Origin of the sequence: Streptomyces daqingensis (genome assembly GCF_014645895.1) — a bacterium.
Taxonomy (GTDB): Bacteria; Actinomycetota; Actinomycetes; order Streptomycetales; family Streptomycetaceae; genus Streptomyces; species Streptomyces daqingensis.
Genome location: NZ_BMMP01000010.1, coordinates 161,944 through 181,675, shown reverse-complemented (window position 1 = coordinate 181,675; position 19,732 = coordinate 161,944). Strand labels below are relative to the sequence as shown.

Annotated in this window: 16 protein-coding genes and 1 pseudogene; 9 read left to right on the top strand and 8 right to left on the bottom strand. The window is 71.2% G+C overall.

Annotated elements, in window-relative coordinates:
- Positions 1–204 precede the first annotated feature (204 nt).
- The 3 genes from IEY56_RS16580 (at position 205) to IEY56_RS16570 (ending at position 3,122) form a co-directional block, all read left to right on the top strand.
- Entirely contained in the window at positions 205–1,134 is a 930-nt protein-coding gene (locus IEY56_RS16580) for an ABC transporter ATP-binding protein (protein WP_189037964.1), read from the top strand.
- Positions 1,135–1,181: 47 nt separating this feature from the next.
- Positions 1,182–1,898 (top strand): ABC transporter permease, encoded by a 717-nt coding sequence (locus tag IEY56_RS16575; RefSeq protein ID WP_189038065.1) that lies wholly within the window; start codon positions 1,182–1,184, stop codon positions 1,896–1,898.
- Between the two features lie 126 nt (positions 1,899–2,024).
- Complete coding sequence (locus IEY56_RS16570) at positions 2,025–3,122, top strand: COX15/CtaA family protein (protein ID WP_189037963.1); 1,098 nt, start codon at positions 2,025–2,027, stop codon at positions 3,120–3,122.
- Here IEY56_RS16570 and IEY56_RS16565 read toward each other — a convergent pair.
- Positions 3,092–4,325: pseudogene (locus tag IEY56_RS16565) on the bottom strand (amidohydrolase). The gene IEY56_RS16570 and the pseudogene IEY56_RS16565 overlap by 31 nt on opposite strands.
- 337 nt (positions 4,326–4,662) lie before the next feature.
- Here IEY56_RS16565 and IEY56_RS16560 point away from each other — a divergent pair.
- The gene (locus IEY56_RS16560) at positions 4,663–4,977 is read left to right on the top strand and encodes a hypothetical protein (RefSeq protein WP_189037962.1); all 315 of its coding nucleotides are present in this window, start codon (positions 4,663–4,665) and stop codon (positions 4,975–4,977) included.
- Between the two features lie 235 nt (positions 4,978–5,212).
- On the opposite strand, the gene IEY56_RS16555 is transcribed toward IEY56_RS16560, so the two are convergent.
- The gene (locus tag IEY56_RS16555; protein WP_189037961.1) at positions 5,213–6,154 is read right to left on the bottom strand and encodes a heme o synthase; all 942 of its coding nucleotides are present in this window, start codon (positions 6,152–6,154) and stop codon (positions 5,213–5,215) included.
- A gap of 425 nt (positions 6,155–6,579) precedes the next feature.
- Between IEY56_RS16555 and tkt the strand changes: the two genes are divergently transcribed.
- From tkt to pgl, 5 genes are read left to right on the top strand one after another with little or no spacing between them, the layout of a single operon-like run.
- On the top strand, positions 6,580–8,655 hold the full coding sequence (gene tkt / locus IEY56_RS16550; protein WP_189037960.1) for a transketolase: 2,076 nt from the start codon (positions 6,580–6,582) through the stop codon (positions 8,653–8,655).
- A 52-nt stretch (positions 8,656–8,707) separates the two neighbouring features.
- Positions 8,708–9,850 (top strand): transaldolase, encoded by a 1,143-nt coding sequence (gene tal / locus IEY56_RS16545; RefSeq protein WP_189037959.1) that lies wholly within the window; start codon positions 8,708–8,710, stop codon positions 9,848–9,850.
- A gap of 5 nt (positions 9,851–9,855) precedes the next feature.
- Positions 9,856–11,382 (top strand): glucose-6-phosphate dehydrogenase, encoded by a 1,527-nt coding sequence (gene zwf / locus IEY56_RS16540; RefSeq protein ID WP_045864280.1) that lies wholly within the window; start codon positions 9,856–9,858, stop codon positions 11,380–11,382.
- A complete protein-coding gene (gene opcA, locus IEY56_RS16535) occupies positions 11,379–12,458 on the top strand; it encodes a glucose-6-phosphate dehydrogenase assembly protein OpcA (RefSeq protein WP_189037958.1) in 1,080 nt (359 codons plus the stop codon). Before zwf ends, opcA begins: the two co-directional genes overlap by 4 nt.
- Complete coding sequence (pgl, locus tag IEY56_RS16530; RefSeq protein ID WP_189037957.1) at positions 12,455–13,246, top strand: 6-phosphogluconolactonase; 792 nt, start codon at positions 12,455–12,457, stop codon at positions 13,244–13,246. The genes opcA and pgl overlap by 4 nt, the downstream gene beginning before the upstream one ends.
- A 237-nt stretch (positions 13,247–13,483) precedes the next feature.
- On the opposite strand, the gene pgi is transcribed toward pgl, so the two are convergent.
- The 6 genes from pgi to gap all read right to left on the bottom strand — a co-directional run bounded on the left by pgi (position 13,484) and on the right by gap (position 19,702).
- Entirely contained in the window at positions 13,484–15,133 is a 1,650-nt protein-coding gene (gene pgi, locus IEY56_RS16525; protein WP_189037956.1) for a glucose-6-phosphate isomerase, read from the bottom strand.
- 308 nt (positions 15,134–15,441) lie between these two features.
- Entirely contained in the window at positions 15,442–15,777 is a 336-nt protein-coding gene (locus tag IEY56_RS16515) for an RNA polymerase-binding protein RbpA (protein ID WP_074467830.1), read from the bottom strand.
- Positions 15,778–16,013: 236 nt separating this feature from the next.
- The gene (gene secG, locus IEY56_RS16510) at positions 16,014–16,244 is read right to left on the bottom strand and encodes a preprotein translocase subunit SecG (protein ID WP_045864430.1); all 231 of its coding nucleotides are present in this window, start codon (positions 16,242–16,244) and stop codon (positions 16,014–16,016) included.
- Positions 16,245–16,409: 165 nt separating this feature from the next.
- A complete protein-coding gene (gene tpiA, locus IEY56_RS16505; RefSeq protein WP_189037954.1) occupies positions 16,410–17,186 on the bottom strand; it encodes a triose-phosphate isomerase in 777 nt (258 codons plus the stop codon).
- 142 nt (positions 17,187–17,328) lie between these two features.
- Positions 17,329–18,543: a phosphoglycerate kinase gene (locus IEY56_RS16500; protein WP_189037953.1), complete on the bottom strand. Its 1,215-nt coding sequence runs from the start codon at positions 18,541–18,543 to the stop codon at positions 17,329–17,331.
- Between the two features lie 154 nt (positions 18,544–18,697).
- Positions 18,698–19,702: a type I glyceraldehyde-3-phosphate dehydrogenase gene (gap, locus tag IEY56_RS16495; RefSeq protein WP_189037952.1), complete on the bottom strand. Its 1,005-nt coding sequence runs from the start codon at positions 19,700–19,702 to the stop codon at positions 18,698–18,700.
- Between the last annotated feature and the right edge of the window lie 30 nt (positions 19,703–19,732).

The following is a 19,732-nucleotide window of genomic DNA, read 5'->3' as shown; positions in this document are numbered from 1 at the left end:
CATTGTTGCGTAATTCTCCGCGCCGCAGCAACCGAGGTTCTGACCTGCCGGAATGGACTGCGTCACGTAAGGCGAGCCTTACCTGCGGCCGACGCGGGACCTGCGGAGCGCCGTGTACACGCGGTTCACGGGGCCGCGGCAGGGTGTCACCGAATCGTCAACCCCGTACACGGGGAGTGCATTCCGCTCCTTAGACTCCCCCGTATGGGAAGCGGAGGGGCGGCACTCGAGGTATCGGGGCTGACGAAGCGGTACGGCGCGAAGAGAGCGGTGGACGGCCTCGACCTCGTCGTCCCCTACGGCACCGTCACGGCGGTCCTCGGCCCCAACGGCGCGGGAAAGACCACGACCGTCGAGATCTGCGAGGGCTACCGCAGAGCAGACAGCGGCACCGTCCGCGTGCTCGGCCTGGACCCCGCCGCCGATGCCGCCCGGCTGCGCCCCCGCATCGGCGTCATGCTGCAGAGCGGAGGCGTCTACCCCGGCGCCCGGGCGGAGGAGATGCTGCGCCACATGGCGTCGCTCCACGCCGATCCGCTGGACGTCACGGCGCTCGTCGAAGGGCTCGGCCTCGACGGCTGCGGGCGCACGCCCTACCGGCGGCTCTCCGGCGGCCAGCAGCAGCGCCTCGCCCTGGCCATGGCCGTCGTGGGCCGCCCCGAGCTGGTCTTCCTCGACGAGCCCACCGCCGGCCTCGACCCGCAGGCCCGCCGCGCCACCTGGGAGCTGGTCCGCGCCCTGCGCAACGACGGGGTGACGGCCGTGCTCACGACGCACCACATGGACGAGGCCGAGGAGCTGGCCGATGACGTGGCCGTCGTCGACGGCGGCCGGATCGTCGCGCAGGGCAGCCCCGAGGAGCTGTGCCGCGGCGGAGCCGAGAACTCGCTGCGCTTCACCGGACGCCCGGGGCTCGACCTCGCCTCCCTGCTCAAGGCGCTCCCCGACGACACGGCGGCGGCCGAACTCGTGCCGGGCGGCTACCGCGTCACCGGCACCGTCGACCCCCAGCTGCTGGCCACCGTCACGTCCTGGTGCGCGCAGCACGGCGTCATGCCCGACCGCATCTCCGTCGAGCGCCGCACGCTGGAGGACGTCTTCCTGGAACTCACCGGCAAGGAGCTTCGGTCGTGAGCGTCGGCACCTTCACCCCCGCTCCGGGGGCGGCGCCCCTGGGGCGCATGATCCGCGCGCAGGCCGCCCTGGAGACACGGATGCTGCTGCGCCACGGCGAGCAGCTGCTGCTGACCGTCGTCATCCCTGCGCTGCTTCTGGTGCTCTTCAGCACGGTCGACGTCGTCGAGACGGGCGGCGGTCCGCCGGTGGACTTCCTGGCGCCCGGAATCCTCGCGCTGGCCGTGCTCTCCACCGCCTTCACCGGTCAGGCCATCTCGACCGGCTTCGAGCGCCGCTACGGGGTGCTGAAGCGCCTCGCGCTCTCCCCGCTCCCCCGCTGGGCCCTCATGGCGGCCAAGACGTGCTCCGTGCTCGTCATCGAAGTGCTGCAGGTGGCTCTGCTGGCAACCGTCGCGCTTCTGCTCGGCTGGTCGCCTCGCGGCGGCCTGCTGCCGGCGGCGCTGCTGCTCGTCCTCGGCACCGCGGCGTTCTCCGGCCTCGGGCTCCTGCTGGCCGGGACGGTACGGGCGGAGGCGACGCTCGCGGCCGCTAACCTGATCTTCGTCCTGCTGCTGGTGGGCGGCGGCGTGATCGTGCCGCTGGGCAAGTTCCCCGGCGCCGTACAGAGTGTGCTCGAACTGCTTCCCATCGCCGCGCTGTCCGGCGGCCTCCGCGACGTGCTGCAGCACGGGGCGGGCATGCCCTGGGGCGATCTGTGCGTCCTCGCGGTCTGGGCCGCGGCCGGCCTGGCCGCAGCGGCACGCTGGTTCAGGTGGGAGTGACGGAGGCCGGCGCGGCGGCCACGCCGGAGCGCGGCGCCGCGGGCTGACAGAGCAGGTGCAACGGGCCGCGGCCCGGCTGCGGGACCCTCGTGAACGCGCGCACAAGCGCGCCCGTACGATGTTCCCGTGCCGAAACTGCTCGAACTCGTACGCAACCCCGTCGCGTACGTCGCCGCACGCTGGACCCCGTCGCAGCGGGTCCTCCAGCGGGCCGCCCTCGCCGCGCTCCTCATGAGCGTCTTCATCATCGTGACCGGCGGCGCCGTCCGGCTCACCGGCTCCGGGCTGGGCTGCGACACGTGGCCGAAGTGCAGCAGCGACAGCCTGTACGCCACGTCGGAGATGGGCGTGCACGGCGCGATCGAGTTCGGCAACCGGATGCTGACGTACGTGCTCAGCGCCGCCGTCGGCTGGGCCATCGTCGCCTCCCGCGCGGCCAAGCCGCGCAGGCGCGGGCTGAGCCGCCTCGCGTGGTCGCAGTTCTGGCTCGTGGTGGCCAACGCCGTCATGGGCGGGATCACGGTGCTGACCGAGCTCAACCCGTACACCGTCGCCGGGCACTTCCTGCTCGCGACCGGGCTGCTGACCGTCGCCACGCTCACGTGGCTGCGCGCCAGGGAGGGCGACGAGCGGCCTCGGCCGCTGGTGGGCGTGCGGCTGAAGCAGCTCGTGCGGGTGCTGACGGCCCTCACCGCCGTGCTGATCGCCGCCGGCACCGTCGTGACGGGCGCCGGGCCGCACGCCGGCGACAGCAGCCAGGTGCCCCGGATGCCGGTCGACTGGAGGACGGTCACGCAGGTGCACTCCGCCCTGGCGTGGCTGGTCGTCGGCCTCACGCTCGTGCTGTGGCTCGTGCTGCGCGCGGTCGACGCCCCGGCGAGGCCCTGCGGACGCACCCGCGACCTGCTGGTCGTCCTGCTGGCGCAAGGCGTCATCGGCTACGCGCAGTACTTCACGGAGCTTCCAGAGATCCTGGTAGGGACGCATCTGCTGGGATCCGCGCTGGTCTGGATCGCGGTCCTGCGGGTTCTGCTGTCGGTGCGTGAGCGCGGAACGCCCCCGCAGGGCGGGCCGACGGCGCGGTCCGCGGAGAGCGGAGAGGAAGACACGGCGCTGCCGGACTCCCCGCGCCCTGCTGCCGGGCCGGCGGCCGGTGTTCGCGCCGCCGAGGCGTCCGCCGCCGGCGAGAGGGATCAGCCCGCCGCGGCTTCGTCGAAGCCGTAGATCCGCAGGGCGTTGCCGCCCGCGACGCTCCGGGCGATGCGCACCGCGTCCTCACGCGTGCAGCTTCCGTCGGCGGTCCACTCCGCCAGTACCTCCCGCAGCGCCTGCACGAACGCGCATGCCCTCAGTACGTACAGCTCGGGCAGCGCCCGCGCGTGCGAGGTGAACAGCAGCTTCCCGAACGGCGCCTCCGCCAGCGTCTCGGCGGGCGCGGGGCCGACGTCCGCGTACACGTGGGGATGTCCTGCGGCCAGCCCGGCCGCGAGCCGGTGGTACGGGGGCCTCGTCAGTACCACCGCGTCGCTGCCGAGTCCACGCGTGGCGTGAAGGAAGCGTTCGAGCTGAGCGGGGTCACCGACGTGCAGCTGCACCGGCCGCCGGGTGACCAGCGCGCTCCACAGCAGGTGGCGGAGGAGGACGGGCTCCCTGAGCAGCGAGTTCCCGGCCACGGCCGGATCGGTGTCCGCGCCGGCTCCGGCAGGCGTCAGCGCCTGCCCGCGTGCCGCGAGCCAGCGGCCGGCCGCGCGGTGCACTTCCGCGAGGCCCGGCGGCCGCTCGTCCCTGAAGTCGGCGGGGCAGGAGAAGGCGGCGGCGCTCCGCGCGGCCGCGTGCAGGGCCTCGGCGGTTTCGCGCACGAACGCCCGGACCGACCCGGAGGTGTCCGCGGCCTGCTCGGCCAGGGCGCGGAGGGAGACCGTCTCGCGTGCCGTGCCCGCCGCGACCGCGGCCGTCTCGCGTGCCGATGTCAGACCGTAGGGACCGGCCTCAGTTCTTCTTGCGGATCGGTTCGCGCCGCCGCTCTCCACCAAGGAAGCCGCCGATGCCGCTGCCCCGCAGCAGCGCCCGCCCCGCCGCGTACGCCCCCATCTCCCGCCGGCGGGCGAGGTAGCGCGCCGGCGAGCAGTGCGGCTCCAGGTCGAGCAGCGGGGGGCACCAGCGGCGCAGAGCAAGACCGGTGCGGCTGTCGAACAGCGTTCCGCCGGCGGGGATCTCGCTTCCGGTGGCGGCGGCCAGGTGGGCCTCGAAGGTGCCGAGGCCGAGGTCGCCGTGGAGCACGCCGTGGCTGCACTGGTCGACGAGCACCTCGGCGCCCCGGAGCACTGGACGTTCCGGTGCCCGTCCCGTCAGGTGCCGCCCGGGGGCTCCGTCCTCGTCGCCTCCGGGTGGGAGCCCGGGTCCGCACACCGGCATGACGGCCGTCATCCGCGCCTCCTCGTCCGGTAGGACTAGGGGCTGTCTGACAAATGGCGCCGTTCGCCCGGAGGGCGGGGCTCGCGTCGTCTGGTGCGTGCGGATGCAAGGCGGAGGTCCGTCCTGGTAGTGGGCTACTCGGTCGGTCCCACAACGCAGCAGACGTGCGTGCCAGGCGGCGCGAGCCAGGCGGGATTTGTCAGACAGGCCCTAACGGCCGGAGACGCCCGCGGTGTCGCCCTGGGACCGTCGGCGGACGCGGCGACGGACCCGGGAACGCGGTGTGGCATGGATCTCGCACGGAGAACGGCCGTGGCCAGGTCATATACCCGCCGGTAGCATCGGGGGCATGGCAGACACGAGCAAGCGGGCCGCGAAGCTCGCCAGGGAGATCACCAAGTTCGCGCAGTCCCACGGCGGCAGCGCGGAGGGACAGATCGCCTACGTGGGGCAGACGGGCGCCCGCATCGTCCTGGTGGGGGCCGACGGGACCTGGGGCGACCTGATGGCGCCGTCGGTCGACAGCGCGAAGCAGGCCGCCGAGAGCGCGGGCATCACCGTTCGCGAGGCCTTCGACGGCGAGATGGCGGAGAAGGTCAGGACGGGTCCGTACGAATGGAGCCGCATGGCGGGCATCCAGGTCGGCGGCTCGTCCGTCAGCTGACCACCTGACGCCTCACGCGCGTCAGCTGACCACCTGACGCCTCACGCGGGCGGCCGTGCGACGCTCGCGCCGCGGACGAGGCCCGGGCCGCCGTCACAGGTCCGGGCCCTTCGCGCTGTCCGGCCCGGACGCAGGGGCCCACGAGACGTGACCATGGGACAGCGCAGAAGCGGAGCGGTGAACGAGGGCCGGGCCGGGCGTACCGCGCCGGCGCTCGGCTTCACACTCTCGGCGCTCAGCGCAGGAAGGGGTCGACCGCGACGGCGACGAACAGCAGCGACACGTACGTGATCGACCAGTGGAAGAGGCGCATCTCCTTCAGCTTCGCGCCCGCCGCACCCGCCTTCGCCCGGGAGTGCAGCGCGTGTGCCTCCCACAGCCACCAGCCGCCCGCCGCCAGCGCGACGCTCGTGTAGAACCACCCGACGTAGCCCAGCGGCCACAGCAGCAGCGAGACGGCGACCATCACCCAGCTGTAGAGCACGATCTGACGGGCCACAGCCCTGTTGCCCGCGACGACGGGCAGCATCGGGACGCCGACGCGCGCGTAGTCCTCCCGGACCTTCATCGACAGCGGCCAGTAGTGCGGCGGCGTCCAGAAGAAGATGACGAGGAAGAGGACGACTGCCGCCCAGCTCAGCTCGTTCTTCACCGCCGTCCAGCCGATGAGGACGGGCATGCAGCCGGCGATGCCGCCCCACACGATGTTCTGCGAGGTGCGCCGCTTGAGGACCAGCGTGTAGACGAGGACGTAGAAGAGCAGCGCACCCAGGGAGAGCGCCGCGGAGAGCCAGTTGACGAGCAGCCCGAACCACAGGGTCGAGCCCACCGCCAGGGCGAGGCCGAAGACGAGACCCTCGCGGGGCGAGACGATGCCCGTCACCAGCGGGCGGTTCTCGGTGCGGTGCATCAGGGCGTCGATGTCGCGGTCGGCGTACATGTTCAGCGCGTTGGCGCCGCCCGCCGAGAGGTACCCGCCGACGCAGGTGACGACGACCAGCGACAGATCCGGAACGCCCTGCGCCGCGAGGAACATCACCGGGATCGTGGTGATGAGCAGGAGCTCGATGATGCGGGGCTTCGTCAGCGCCACGAACGCCATGGCGCGAGCGCCGAACGACCGGTGCGCGGCGCTCTGGTCAAGCACCCCCGCGGAACGGGAACCGACGGCCGTCACGAACACCCCTGATCACTTCAAATAAAAGCGGGCGTGTCTACGGCCGGAGTCCGTAAAGCCCGCGCGTACCACGCCACTTTAGACGGCGCCATGTTTGCGCCTCCGCCCGGGGGCCGTGTTGGCCGCGACGCCCCGTCCGTCCCGCGTGTACGCGCCCCCACTCCGCGGCGGGCGCGGGGCATCCGCGTTCCGGCAGGTCGCCGCGGTGCCCGTTCGGCCGTTCCGCGGCCGGTACGGGGCGGGCTGCGCGGGTACACGGGTAGGGCCCCGGCAGGAATCCCTCTTGTCCTGTTTCGGTTGTAAGAGTGGGTGCGCCCGTCGTGACAACACCCGGAAGTGCGCGCCTGGCACAGGGGTACGCTCGTCCCCGCCGGTGAGCGCAACTGCACCGGTCATCGACATGTGGAGAGGAGCCCTGACGCAGGGTGAGCACCAAGCCGACCACGACAGACCTCGAGTGGACCGATCTGGACCAGCGGGCTGTAGACACCGTCCGAGTCCTGGCGATGGATTCCGTGCAGAAGGTCGGCAACGGCCACCCCGGCACGGCCATGGCGCTGGCCCCGGCGGCCTACCTGGTCTTCCAGAAGCTGATGCGCCACGACCCCTCCGACCCCGACTGGCCCGGCCGGGACCGCTTCGTCCTCTCCGTGGGCCACTCCAGCCTGACCCTCTACATCCAGCTCTACCTCGCGGGCTACGGCCTGGAGCTGGACGACCTGAAGAGCTTCCGCACCTGGGGCAGCAAGACCCCCGGCCACCCGGAGCACGGCCACACGGTCGGCGTGGAGACGACGACGGGACCGCTGGGGCAGGGTCTGGCCAACGCTGTCGGCATGGCGATGGCGGCACGCTACGAGCGCGGCCTCTTCGACCCGGAGCCCGCGGCGGGCGAGTCCCTCTTCGACCACACCATCTGGGCGTTCGCCAGCGACGGCGACCTCCAGGAGGGCGTCTCCGGGGAGGCTTCCTCCCTCGCGGGCCACCAGAAGCTCGGCAATCTGGTCGTCCTGTGGGACGACAACCACATCTCCATCGAGGGCGACACCGCGACGGCCTTCTCCGAGGACACGGTCAAGCGGTACGAGTCCTACGGCTGGCACGTACAGCGCGTCGACCCGCTACCCAACGGCGACCTCGACCCGAAGGCGCTGTACAAGGCGTTCAAGGCGGCGAAGGCCGAGACGGGCCGTCCCTCGTTCATCGCCGTGCGCTCCATCATCGCCTGGCCCGCCCCCAACGCCCAGAACACGGGCGCCTCGCACGGCGCGGCGCTGGGCGAGGAAGAGGTCGCCGAGACCAAGAAGGTCCTCGGCTTCGACCCCGAGCAGCACTTCCAGGTCGACCAGGACGTCCTCGAGCACGTCCGCAAGGCGTGGGACCGGGGACGGGAGTCGCGGGCGGCGTGGGACAAGCGCTTCGCCGAGTGGCGTTCCGCCGACCCGAAGCGCGCCGCCGAGCTCGACCGCATCCGCGCGGGTGAACTGCCCGCCGGCTGGGAGGAGGCCCTGCCGTCCTTCGAGCCCGGCAAGGACATGGCCACCCGCAAGGCGTCGGGTGCCGTGCTGAAGGCGCTCGGCCCCAGGATCCCGGAGCTGTGGGGCGGTTCGGCCGACCTCGCGGGCTCCAACAACACGTCCTTCGCCGAGAGTTCGTTCCTGCCGGAGGGCAACCCGCTGCCGGGGGCCGACCCTTACGGCCGCACCGTGCACTACGGCATCCGCGAGCACTCCATGGGCGCGACCATGAACGGCATCGCGCTGCACGGCAACACCCGCGTGTACGGCGGCACTTTCCTCACCTTCTCCGACTACATGCGTCCCGCCGTCCGTCTCGCCGCGCTGATGAAGGCGCCGGTGACGTACGTCTGGACGCATGACTCCATCGGCCTCGGCGAGGACGGCCCGACCCACCAGCCGGTCGAGCACCTGCCCGCGCTGCGCACTATCCCGGGTCTCAACATCGTCCGTCCCGCGGACGCCAACGAGACGTCGCTCGCGTGGGGCGAGATCATGCGCCGCCACACCGAGAACCCCGCGCCGCACGGCCTCGCCCTGACACGGCAGAACGTGCCGACCTACGAGCCCAACCACGAGGCCGTCAAGGGCGGTTACGTGATGTTCGAGGCCGAGGACGGGGAGCCGCAGGTCATCCTCATCGGCACGGGTTCCGAGGTGCAGCTCGCGGTCGAGGCGCGCGAGGCACTGCAGTCGGAGGGCGTGCGCACGCGCGTCGTCTCCATGCCGTCGGTGGAGTGGTTCGAGGAGCAGGACCAGGCGTACCGGGACTCGGTGCTGCTGCCGACCGTGCGTGCGCGTGTCGCCGTCGAGGCGGCGGTGGGCCTGACCTGGCACCGTTACGTGGGGGACGCCGGCCGGATCGTCTCGCTGGAGCACTACGGCGCCTCCGCCGACTACAAGACGCTCTACCGGGAGTTCGGCCTCACCGCCGAGGCCGTCGTGAACGCCGCGAAGGAGTCCCTGGCGGCCGTGAGCCGCTGAGGCCCGTACCCGAACAGCTGCGAAAGCTACGACAAGCAGGAGATGCATTCACATGACAGACGCTCTCAAGCGCCTCTCCGACGAAGGCGTCGCGATCTGGCTGGATGACCTGTCTCGGCACAAGATCAGCTCGGGGCACCTCGGCGAACTCATCGACGAGCACCACGTGGTGGGCATCACCACGAACCCGACGATCTTCCAGAAGGCCATCTCGTCCGACGAGAAGTACGACCAGCAGGTCTCCGACCTCGCCGCCCGCGGCGTCACCGTCGACGAGGCCCTGCGCATGATCACCGCCGCCGACGTGCGGGACGCCGCCGACGTGATGCGCCCCGTCTACGAGGCCACCGGCGGCAAGGACGGCCGGGTCTCCATCGAGGTCGACCCGCGGCTGGCGCACAACACCAAGGCGACCGTCGCGGAGGCCCGCCAGCTGGCCTGGCTCGTGGACCGCCCCAACGCCTTCATCAAGATCCCGGCCACGAAGAACGGACTGCCGGCGATCACCGAGACCGTCGGGAAGGGCATCAGCGTCAACGTGACGCTGATCTTCTCCCTGGACCGGTACCGGGAGGTCATCGACGCCTACCTGTCGGGCCTCGAGAAGGCCAAGTCGCTCGGGATGGACCTCTCGACGATCCACTCCGTGGCGTCCTTCTTCGTCTCCCGCGTGGACACGGAGATCGACAAGCGCCTCGACGCGGTGGGCACCGACGAGGCCCGCGAGCTGAAGAGCAAGTCCGCCGTCGCCAACGCCCGGCTCGCCTACCAGGCCTACGAGGAGGTCTTCGGCAGCGCCGACGGCTCCGTCGAGCCCTCCGAGCGCTGGCAGACCCTGGAGCGCGCCGGCGCCAACGGCCAGCGCCCGCTGTGGGCTTCCACGGGCGTGAAGGACCCCTCACTGCCGGACACGCTCTACGTCACCGAGCTGGTCGCGCCCAACACGGTCAACACCATGCCGGAGGCCACGCTCCGTGCCGTCGGCGACCACGGCGAGATCACCGGTGACACGGTCCGCGCCTCCTACGCGGACGCGAAGGCCGTCCTGGACGCCGTCGGCAAGCTCGGCATCTCCTACGACGACGTCGTGCAGGTGCTGGAGGACGAGGGCGTCGAGAAGTTCGAGGCGTCCTGGAACGAGTTGCTCGCGTCCACCGAGGCGGAGCTCAAGCGCCTCACGCCGAAGGAGGCGTAAGCGAGTTGGAGTACGCAGCCAATCCGCTGCGTGACGCACTGGACCGGCGGCTCCCGCGCATCGCGGGGCCGTCGGGTCTGGTCATCTTCGGCGTCACGGGTGATTTGTCACGTAAAAAGCTGATGCCGGCCGTCTACGACCTCGCGAACCGGGGCCTGCTCCCGCCGGGCTTCTCCCTCGTGGGCTTCGCGCGCCGCGACTGGGAGCACGAGGACTTCACGCAGGTCGTGCACGACGCCGTGAAGGAGCACGCGCGTACGCCGTTCCGCGAGGAGGTCTGGCAGCAGCTCTCGCAGGGGATGCGCTTCGTGCCCGGCGTGTTCGACGACGACGACGCCTTCCAGACCCTCAAGGCCACGATCGAGGAGCTGGACAAGTCCCGCGGCACGGGCGGCAACTTCGCCTTCTACCTCTCCGTGCCTCCCAAGTTCTTCCCCACGGTCGTCTCCCAGCTGAAGAAGCACGGCCTCTCCGAGGGCGGGGAAGGGTCCTGGCGCAGGGCCGTCATCGAGAAGCCCTTCGGGCACGACCTGCGCAGCGCGCAGGAGCTCAACGCGGTCGTGCACGGCGTCTTCAAGCCGGACCAGGTCTTCCGCATCGACCACTACCTCGGCAAGGAGACCGTCCAGAACATCCTCGCGCTGCGGTTCGCCAACACGATGTTCGAACCGCTCTGGAACCGCAGCTACGTCGACCACGTGCAGATCACCATGGCCGAGGACATCGGCATCGGCGGCCGTGCCGGCTACTACGACGGCATCGGCTCGGCCCGTGACGTGATCCAGAACCACCTGCTGCAGCTTCTCGCCCTCACGGCCATGGAGGAGCCCGCGTCCTTCGGCGCCAAGGCGCTGGTGACGGAGAAGCTGAAGGTGCTCAACGCCGTCCGTCTCCCCCGCGAGCTGGGCAAGCACACGGTGCGCGGCCAGTACACGGCGAGCTGGCAGGGCGGCCAGAAGGTGCGCGGATACCTCGAGGAGGAGGGCATCGACCCCCACTCGAAGACCGACACCTACGCCGCCATGCGGCTGGAGATCGACAACCGCCGGTGGGCGGGGGTCCCGTTCTACCTGCGCACCGGCAAGCGGCTCGGACGGCGCGTCACCGAGATCGCCGTCGTCTTCCAGCGCGCGCCGCACTCCCCCTTCGACGCGACCGACACGCAGGAGCTCGGGCAGAACGCCCTGGTCATCCGCGTCCAGCCGGACGAGGGCATCACCATCCGCTTCGGCTCGAAGGTGCCCGGGACGCAGATGGAGATCCGGGACGTGACCATGGACTTCGCGTACGGCGAGTCCTTCACCGAGTCCAGCCCGGAGGCATACGAGCGGCTCCTCCTCGACGTCCTGCTCGGCGACGCGAACCTCTTCCCGCGCCACCAGGAGGTCGAGCGCTCCTGGGAGATCCTCGACCCCGTCGAACGCTACTGGGAGAAGCACGGCAAGCCCGAGGAGTACCTGGCCGGCACCTGGGGTCCCCAGGCCGCCGACGAGATGCTCGCACGCGACGGACGGAGCTGGCGCCGGCCATGAACATCGACCTCACGGACACCACCTCGTCCCAGATCAACACCACCCTGGTGAAGGCGCGGCGAGCGATCGGCTCGCCCGCCGTCGGCATGGTGCTGACCCTCGTCATCGTCACGGACGAGGGCAACCACTACGACGCTCTGAGGGCCGCCAGCGAGGCGTCCAAGGAGCATCCGTCGCGCATCCTCGTCGTCGTGCGCCGTCCCGGCCGCTCGCCCCGCGACCGCGCGATGGCCAGGCTCGACGCCGAGGTGCGGGTGGGCACCGACTCCGGCACGGGCGAGACCGTGCTGCTCCGGCTGCACGGCGAACTCGCGTCCCACGCCTACAGCGTCGTACTGCCGCTGCTGCTGCCGGACGCCCCCGTGGTCGTCTGGTGGCCCGAGGACCCGCCCGAGCACCCCTCGGAGGACATGCTCGGCACCCTCGGCCAGCGCCGCATCACGGACGCCGCGGCCGCAGAGGACCCGCTCGCCACCCTCGCCGAGCGCGGTGAGACGTACGCGCCGGGCGACACGGACCTCGCCTGGACCCGCCTGACGCCCTGGCGGAGCGTCCTCGCGGCCGGACTGGACCAGCAGTCCGCCAAGGTGGTCTCCGCCGTGGTGGAGGGCGAGAGCTACAACCCGTCGGCCGAGCTGCTGGCCTCGTGGCTGGCGGAGCGGCTCAAGGTGAAGGTCGAGCGGCAGGCCACGGAGGGGCCCGGCATCACGGCCGTGCGGATGCAGACCGCGCAGGGCGAGATCTGCCTGGACAGGGCGGACGGCTCCCTCGCCGAGCTCGCCGTCCCGGGCCAGCCCGACCGCCATGTGGCGCTGCACCGGCGCGGCACCGCCGAGCTGATCGCCGAGGAGCTGCGGCGCCTCGACCCGGACGAGGCGTACGCCTCAGCCGTCCAGTACGGGATCAGGAAGGGCGCCAAGGGCGGAGCCCGGGGTTCCGGGAACGGCGGCGGAGCCGACGCCCGTACGCGTACGGGCGCGAAGGCCGAAGCACAGCCGGAGAAGGACACGGCGAAGCAGACCGCCGCCGCCAAGAAGAGCGCCAAGGCGCCCGCGAAGAGGGCGGCGAAGAAGTGAGCGGCACGCGCGAGGTCGCGGTCCACGGCGGCAAGGAGGAGATGGCCCGTACGGCGGCCGCCGCGCTTGCCGCCCGCGTCGCGGAGGGGCAGCGTGTACGGGGCACCGCCTCCGTGGTGCTCACCGGCGGACGCAACGGCAACGCCCTGCTCGCCGCGCTCGCCGCGTCCGGCGTGGGCGACGCCGTCGACTTCTCCCGGCTCGAACTGTGGTGGGGCGACGAGCGGTTCCTGCCGGAGGGCGACCCCGAACGCAACGTGACGCAGGCACGGGAGGCGTTCCTCGACGCGGTTCCCGCCGATCCCGCGCGGGTCCACGCCATGCCGGCGGCCGGCGGGGAGCACGGTGACGACGTCGACGCCGCGGCCGAGGCGTACGCGGCGGAACTCGCCGCGGCGGCGCGGCCGGAGGGCCCCGGCGCGCTCGTCCCGTCGTTCGACGTGCTGCTGCTCGGCGTCGGACCGGACACGCACGTCGCCTCCCTCTTCCCGGGCCATGCCGGGGTGCGGGAGACGGAGCGCACGGTCGTCGGCGTGCGCGGCGCTCCGAAGCCGCCGCCGGAACGGATCTCCCTCACGATGCCCGCGATCCGCGCGGCACGCGAGGTATGGCTCCTCGCGGCCGGCGAGGACAAGGCGGAGGCCGTCGCCCGTCTCCTCGGCGGTACGGCACCGGACGAGGCCGACGCGCCGGCGGCCGGGGCCCGCGGACGCGAGCGCACACGCTGGCTCCTGGACGAGGCGGCGGCGTCGTTGCTGCCCCGCGAACTCCGCTCGGCCCGGGACTGAGCCCCGTCCCGCGCCCACCGGGGCTCCGCGCCGTCCGGCCGGAGCCCCGGAACCGCCCCACCCGCCCCCGTCACGCCCCGGTCGCGGTCACGGCCCCGGACGGGCCGGGCCCCCGGCCCTCTGGCGCACACGCAGGCGTCCGGAGGCACCCACGAAGAGGCAGCATGAACCCCGGCCTCCCCGACCTGGAACCGTCCGGGCCGACACGGGATCTGGCGGCGCGTCAGGTGCGCACGTTCAGCGTCCGCGCAACTGCCGGTAGCGGCTGACCAGTTGCCGGGTCGACGCGTCCAGCCCCTCGATCTCCTCCCCGCCGGTCAGGGCGGGTTCGAGGCGCTTCGCGAGGACCTTGCCCAGTTCGACGCCCCACTGGTCGAAGCTGTCGATGTTCCATACGGCGCCCTGTACGAACACCTTGTGCTCGTACAGCGCCACGAGCTGGCCGAGCACTGCGGGCGACAGCTCCGAGGCGAGGATCGTCGTCGTCGGACGGTTGCCGGGGAAGGTGCGGTGCGGCACCTGCTCCTCGGGGACGCCCTCGGCCCGTACCTCGTCCTCCGTCTTGCCGAAGGCGAGCGCCTGGCCCTGCGCGAAGAGGTTCGCCATCAACAGATCGTGCTGACCGGCCAGTTCGCCGAGCTCCTCCACCGGCCGGGCGATACCCACGAGGTCGGCCGGGATCAACTTCGTGCCCTGGTGCAGCAGTTGGTAGTAGGCGTGCTGCCCGTTCGTGCCGGGCGTGCCCCATACGACCGGCCCCGTCTGCCAGTTGACGGGGTCGCCCTCGCGCTGGGTGGACTTGCCGTTCGACTCCATGTCGAGCTGCTGGAGATAGGCGGTGAACTGGGAGAAGTAGTGGCTGTAAGGCAGTACCGCGTGGGACTGCGCGTCGAAGAAGCCGCCGTACCAGACGCCCAGCAGCCCCATCAGCATCGGCGCGTTCGCCTCGATCGGCGCGCAGCGGAAGTGCTCGTCGACGAGGTGGAAGCCGGCGAGCATCTCGTTGAAGTGGTCGGCGCCCACGGCGACCATGAGGGAGAGGCCGATGGCGGAGTCGTAGGAGTAGCGCCCTCCGACCCAGTCCCAGAACTCGAACATGTTCTCCGTGTCGATCCCGAACTCGGAGACCTTCGAGCCGTTGGTCGAGACCGCCACGAAGTGCTTGGCGACGGCTTCCTCCGCGCCGCCGAGCCCCGCGAGCAGCCAGTTGCGCGCTGCTGTCGCGTTGGTGATCGTCTCGATGGTGGTGAAGGTCTTCGAGGCCACGATGAAGAGCGTCTCGGCGGGGTCGAGATCGCGTACCGCCTCGTGCAGGTCCGCACCGTCCACGTTCGAGACGAAGCGGAAGGTCATGTCGCGCTTCGTGTACGGCCGGAGCGCCTCGAAGGCCATCTTCGGACCGAGGTCGGAGCCGCCGATGCCGATGTTGACGACGTTGCGGATCCGCTTGCCGGTGTGCCCCAGCCAGTGCCCGTCGCGGACCTTGGAGGAGAACACCCCCATCTTGATGAGGACGGAGTGCACCTTCGGCACGACGTTCTCGCCGTCCGTGGAGACGGCCGCCGAGGCCGGGGTGCGCAGCGCGGTGTGCAGCACGGCGCGGTCCTCGGTGACGTTGATCCGCTCACCGCGGAACATCGCGTCGCGCAGCGGTTCGACACCGGTCGCGGCGGCGAGCTCGCCGAGCAGCCGCAGCGTGTCGTCGGTGACCAGGTTCTTGGAGAAGTCAATGTGCAGGTCGCCCACCTGCACGCCGTACCGCTCGGCTCGGCGGACGTCCTTCGCGAACAGTTCGCGCAGGTGCGTGCCGCCGAACTCCTCTCGGTGCTCTGCCAGCGCGTGCCACTCGGGCAGTTGATCGAGCGGAGTGCGGGGTGCTGCGTTCATCTGCGATCGTCACCGTCTTCTCGTGATCTCTGGTTCATCTCGTGCGGAGCCCGCCGCACCAACCTAGATGACCGTCGGCCCGGCCGCGCGCACCGCATGGGCGGTGGCGGCCGGGCCGCACCCGGGCGTTGCCCAGGAGAAGACAGTGGGCCGGCGGACGACGGGATCGCCGCTCGGCAGTGAGGAGGCCGCGCAGCCGTGGGAGACGGAGCGGAGCGGCCTCGGACGGGACGTGTGACCCCGCCGGAACGTACCGGCGCCGGAGGATGCCGACCGTGAGGACGGGCCGACCCGGCAGCGTGTGTACGTCAGAGTTCGCCGCGGAGCTTGGCCAGCGCCTCGGCCAGGATCGCCTCGCCGTCCTCGTCGCTGCGCCGCTCCCGCACGTATGCCAGATGCGTCTTGTACGGCTCCGTGCGGGGCGGGTCCGGCGGGTTGTCCTGGTCCGTGCCGGCCGGGAATCCGCAGCGCGGGCAGTCCCAGGTGTCCGGGACCTGCGCGTCGCTGGCGAAGCTGGGCTGGGTCTCGTGCCCGTTGGAGCACCAGAAGGAGATGCGCAGGCGCGGGGCGGACTCGCCGCGCTCGGCCTCCCCCATCGGCCCCGCTCCGACCCGGCTTCCCCGGATCGCGTTGCCACTTGCCACGGTCGTAACTCCCTGCCTCACGGTGCTGCGGAGCATCGGTAACGAGCTCCGCTGCGGGGGCGCCCTAGTGTACGTAGGGCCCAACGCGCGTCCAGTGACCGGAGTTACTGCGTCGGTCCGGACGCGAGCCTCATGATAGGCCGGGCACGCCGACTTGCGGCGGTTCTTGCAAGGCCTGTGGCAGGTCCCGCCGCCCCGTGGACGGCGGGGTTCCGGCTACTCGCCGAAGGTCCCGATCAGGTCTCCAGCTTCATCAGCAGGCCGAGCACCACGATGATGGCGAACCAGATCAGACCCACCGCCACGGTGAGCCGCGACAGGTTGCGCTCGGCGACCGAGGAGCCGCCGACGGACGACTGCATGCCGCCGCCGAACATGTCGGAGAGGCCGCCGCCCTTCCCCTTGTGCATCAGGACCAGCAGCACCCCCAGTGCGCTGAAGACGATGAGGGCGATTGAGAACCCCATGATCACGGCTGGACCAACTCTCTCGGACAGTTCGGAAGACTTCTGCATCTCTGGACGGGCACCGGCCCGGCCCCCGACAGGGTACGACGGGCTGCCGCCCGCCGTCATGCGCCTGCCGCAGGGCCGGTGCCGGCACGGGCCCGCCGGGGCCCGTGCCGTACGGACCTACTGGTCGCGGAAGCGCACGATCTTGACGAACTCCTCCGCGTCGAGCGAGGCACCGCCCACCAGCGCACCGTCGATGTCGGGCTGCGCCATGATCTGTGCGACGTTGCCCGACTTCACGGAGCCGCCGTACTGGATGCGGACCTTGTCGGCCAGCTCCTGGTCGTACAGCTCGGCGAGACGTCCGCGGATTGCGCCGCAGACCTCCTGCGCGTCCTCGGCACCGCACGTCTTGCCCGTGCCGATGGCCCACACCGGCTCGTAGGCGATCACGATGGTGGCGGCCTGCTCGGCGGGGACGTCCTTGAGCGCGCCGTCGACCTGGGCGAGCGTGTGGGCGACGTGCTGGTCCGCCTCGCGGACGGAGAGCTCCTCGCCGACGCAGAGGATCGGCGTGAGGTCGTGCGCGAAGGCGGCCTTGACCTTGGCGTTGACGAGCGGCTCGTCCTCGCCGTGGTACTGGCGGCGCTCGGAGTGGCCGACGGTCACGTACGAGCAGTTCAGCTTGGCGAGGAAGGCACCGCAGATCTCACCGGTGTAGGCACCCGACTCGTGGGCCGAGAGGTCCTGGGCACCGTACTTGATCTTCAGCTTGTCGCCGTCGACGAGCGTCTGGACGGAGCGCAGGTCGGTGTAAGGCGGCAGGACGGCGACCTCGCAGGCCTCGAAGTCCTTGTCCGTCAGCGCGAAGGCGAGCTTCTGGACGTGGGCGATGGCCTCGAGGTGGTTGAGGTTCATCTTCCAGTTGCCCGCCATGAGCGGGGTGCGGGTGGTCACTTTCGGCGTCCTCCGGTGTTCGCTGCGCCGCGGTCGCGGCTCATGTCAAGGGCGCCCGCGCGGGGCGGAGTTGCGGAAACAGGGGCGGTCAGCGGGCCGGCCGCCGCACGCGCGGCCGCGGAGGCCGCCGCACGGTCGCCGGTCACGAGTCCTCCAGCGCTGCGAGGCCCGGCAGGGTCTTGCCTTCGAGGTACTCCAGGCTGGCACCGCCGCCGGTCGAGATGTGGCCGAACGCGTTCTCGTCGAAGCCGAGCAGCCGGACCGCCGCGGCGCTGTCGCCGCCGCCGACGACGGTGAAGGCGTCGCTGTCGAGCAGGCCCTTGGCCACGGCCCTGGTGCCCTCGGCGTAGTCGGGGTGCTCGAAGACGCCCATGGGGCCGTTCCAGAAGACGGTGGCGGCGTCGGCGAGCTTCGCGGCGTACAGCTCCTGGGTGCGGGGGCCGACGTCCAGGCCCATCAGCTCGGCCGGGATCGCGTCCACGGCGACCGTCCGCGGTGCGGCCGGCGCCTTGGTCTTCAGGTCGGGGAAGCTCTCGGCGGCCAGCACGTCGACGGGCAGCACGAACTCCACGCCGAGCTTCTCCGCCCGCTCCAGATAGCCCTGGACCACGGGAACCTGGTCCTCCTGGAGCAGCGAGCTGCCCACCTCGTGGCCCTGCGCCTTGAGGAAGGTGTAGGCCATGCCGCCGCCGATGAGGATGCGGTCGGCCTTCTCCAGCAGGTGGTCGATGACGCCGAGCTTGTCGGAGACCTTCGCACCGCCGAGCACGACCGCGTACGGGCGCCGGACGTCCTCGGTGAGCTTCTTCAGCACGCCGACCTCGGTGGCGATGAGGCCGCCCGCCGCGTGCGGAAGACGGGCGGGGAGGTCGTAGACGGACGCGTGCTTGCGGTGCACCGCGCCGAAGCCGTCGCCGACGTACAGGTCGGCCAGAGCGGCGAGTTCGTCGGCGAAGGCGCCGCGCTCCGCGTCGTCCTTGCTGGTCTCGCCCGCGTTGAACCGCAGGTTCTCCAGCAGCGTGACACTGCCGTCGGAGCCCGCCTCCACGGTGCCGCGCGCACTCTCCCCGACCGTGTCGGCGGCGAACGCGACGTCCGTGCCGAGGAGTTCACCGAGCCGCTTCGCGACCGGCGCCAGCGAGAACTGCGGGTCGGGCGCGCCCTTCGGGCGGCCGAGGTGCGAGGCGGCGACGACGCGGGCGCCCGCCTCGGAGAGCTTCCGGATGGTGGGGACGGCGGCGCGGATACGGCCGTCGTCCGTGATGGTGCCGCCGTCGAGCGGCACGTTGAGGTCGGCGCGGACGAAGACCCGCTTCCCGGCCACACCCTCGCCGACGAGTTCGTCGATCGTCTTCATGCTTGCTGGACTCCTTGGACTTCGGACCCTCATGACACCGCTCGGACGGCGTTCACGGCCTCCCACGGAACAGGGCCCGCCGGACGCGTCGTCGCGTCCTGCGAGCCCTGCCGCGGTATGCCATGCGCCGGACGCTCCGCCGTTGTGGCAGCGGTCAGAGCTTGTCGCCGACGAAGGTGGTCAGGTCGACCAGCCTGTTGGAGTAGCCCCACTCGTTGTCGTACCAGCCGACGATCTTCGCCTGCTTGCCCTGGACCATCGTCAGCGACGAGTCGAAGGTGCAGGACGCGGGCCAGTTGACGATGTCCGAGGAGACGATCGGGTCCTCGGTGTACTCCAGCACGCCCTTGAGCTGCCCCTCGGCGGCCTTCTGGAAGGCGGCGTTGATCTCGTCCTTGCTCACCTCGCGGTCCAGCTCGAGGACGAGGTCGGTGACGGAGCCCGTCGGGACGGGGACGCGCATGGCGATGCCGTCGAGCTTGCCCTTCAGCTGGGGCAGGACCAGGGCGGTGGCCTTGGCGGCGCCTGTCGAGGTCGGGATGATGTTCTCGGCGGCGGCGCGGGCGCGGCGCAGGTCCTTGTGCGGGAAGTCCAGGATGCGCTGGTCGTTGGTGTAGGCGTGGACGGTCGTCATCATGCCCTTGACGAGACCGAAGTTCTCGTCGATGACCTTCGCCATCGGCGCCACGCAGTTGGTGGTGCAGGAGGCGTTGGAGATGACGTGGTGCTTGCCGGCGTCGTACGCGTCCTCGTTGACGCCCATGACGACGGTGATGTCCTCCTCCTTGGCCGGAGCCGAGATGAGGACCTTCTTCGCGCCCGCGGCCAGGTGCTTCGCCGCGTCGTCACGCTTGGTGAAGATGCCGGTGGACTCGACGACGATGTCGGCGCCGAGCTCTCCCCAGGGAAGCTGGGCCGGGTCCTTCTCCTCCATCGTCCTGAAGGTCTGGTTGCCCACCGTGATCGTGTCGTCGGTGTGGCTGACCTCCTGCTTGAGGCGGCCCAGGATGCTGTCGTACTTCAGCAGGTGCACCAGAGTCGCGTTGTCGGTCAGGTCGTTGACACCGACGATCTCGATGTCCGCACCCTGCTCCAGCAATGCGCGGAAGTAGTTGCGGCCGATGCGGCCGAAGCCGTTGATGCCTACGCGGATCGTCACGAACCGATCTCCTCGTTGGTACGCCGGTAC

Bases quoted from the DNA above. Each gene is read 5' to 3' on its own strand.
- IEY56_RS16580 (WP_189037964.1), top strand. From the start codon at position 205: ATGGGAAGCGGAGGGGCGGCACTCGAGGTATCGGGGCTGACGAAGCGG.
- IEY56_RS16575 (WP_189038065.1), top strand. From the start codon at position 1,182: ATGATCCGCGCGCAGGCCGCCCTGGAGACACGGATGCTGCTGCGCCAC.
- IEY56_RS16560 (WP_189037962.1), top strand. From the start codon at position 4,663: ATGGCAGACACGAGCAAGCGGGCCGCGAAGCTCGCCAGGGAGATCACC.
- tal (WP_189037959.1), top strand. From the start codon at position 8,708: ATGACAGACGCTCTCAAGCGCCTCTCCGACGAAGGCGTCGCGATCTGG.
- opcA (WP_189037958.1), top strand. From the start codon at position 11,379: ATGAACATCGACCTCACGGACACCACCTCGTCCCAGATCAACACCACC.
- pgi (WP_189037956.1), bottom strand. From the start codon at position 15,133: ATGAACGCAGCACCCCGCACTCCGCTCGATCAACTGCCCGAGTGGCAC.
- secG (WP_045864430.1), bottom strand. From the start codon at position 16,244: ATGGGGTTCTCAATCGCCCTCATCGTCTTCAGCGCACTGGGGGTGCTG.
- IEY56_RS16500 (WP_189037953.1), bottom strand. From the start codon at position 18,543: ATGAAGACGATCGACGAACTCGTCGGCGAGGGTGTGGCCGGGAAGCGG.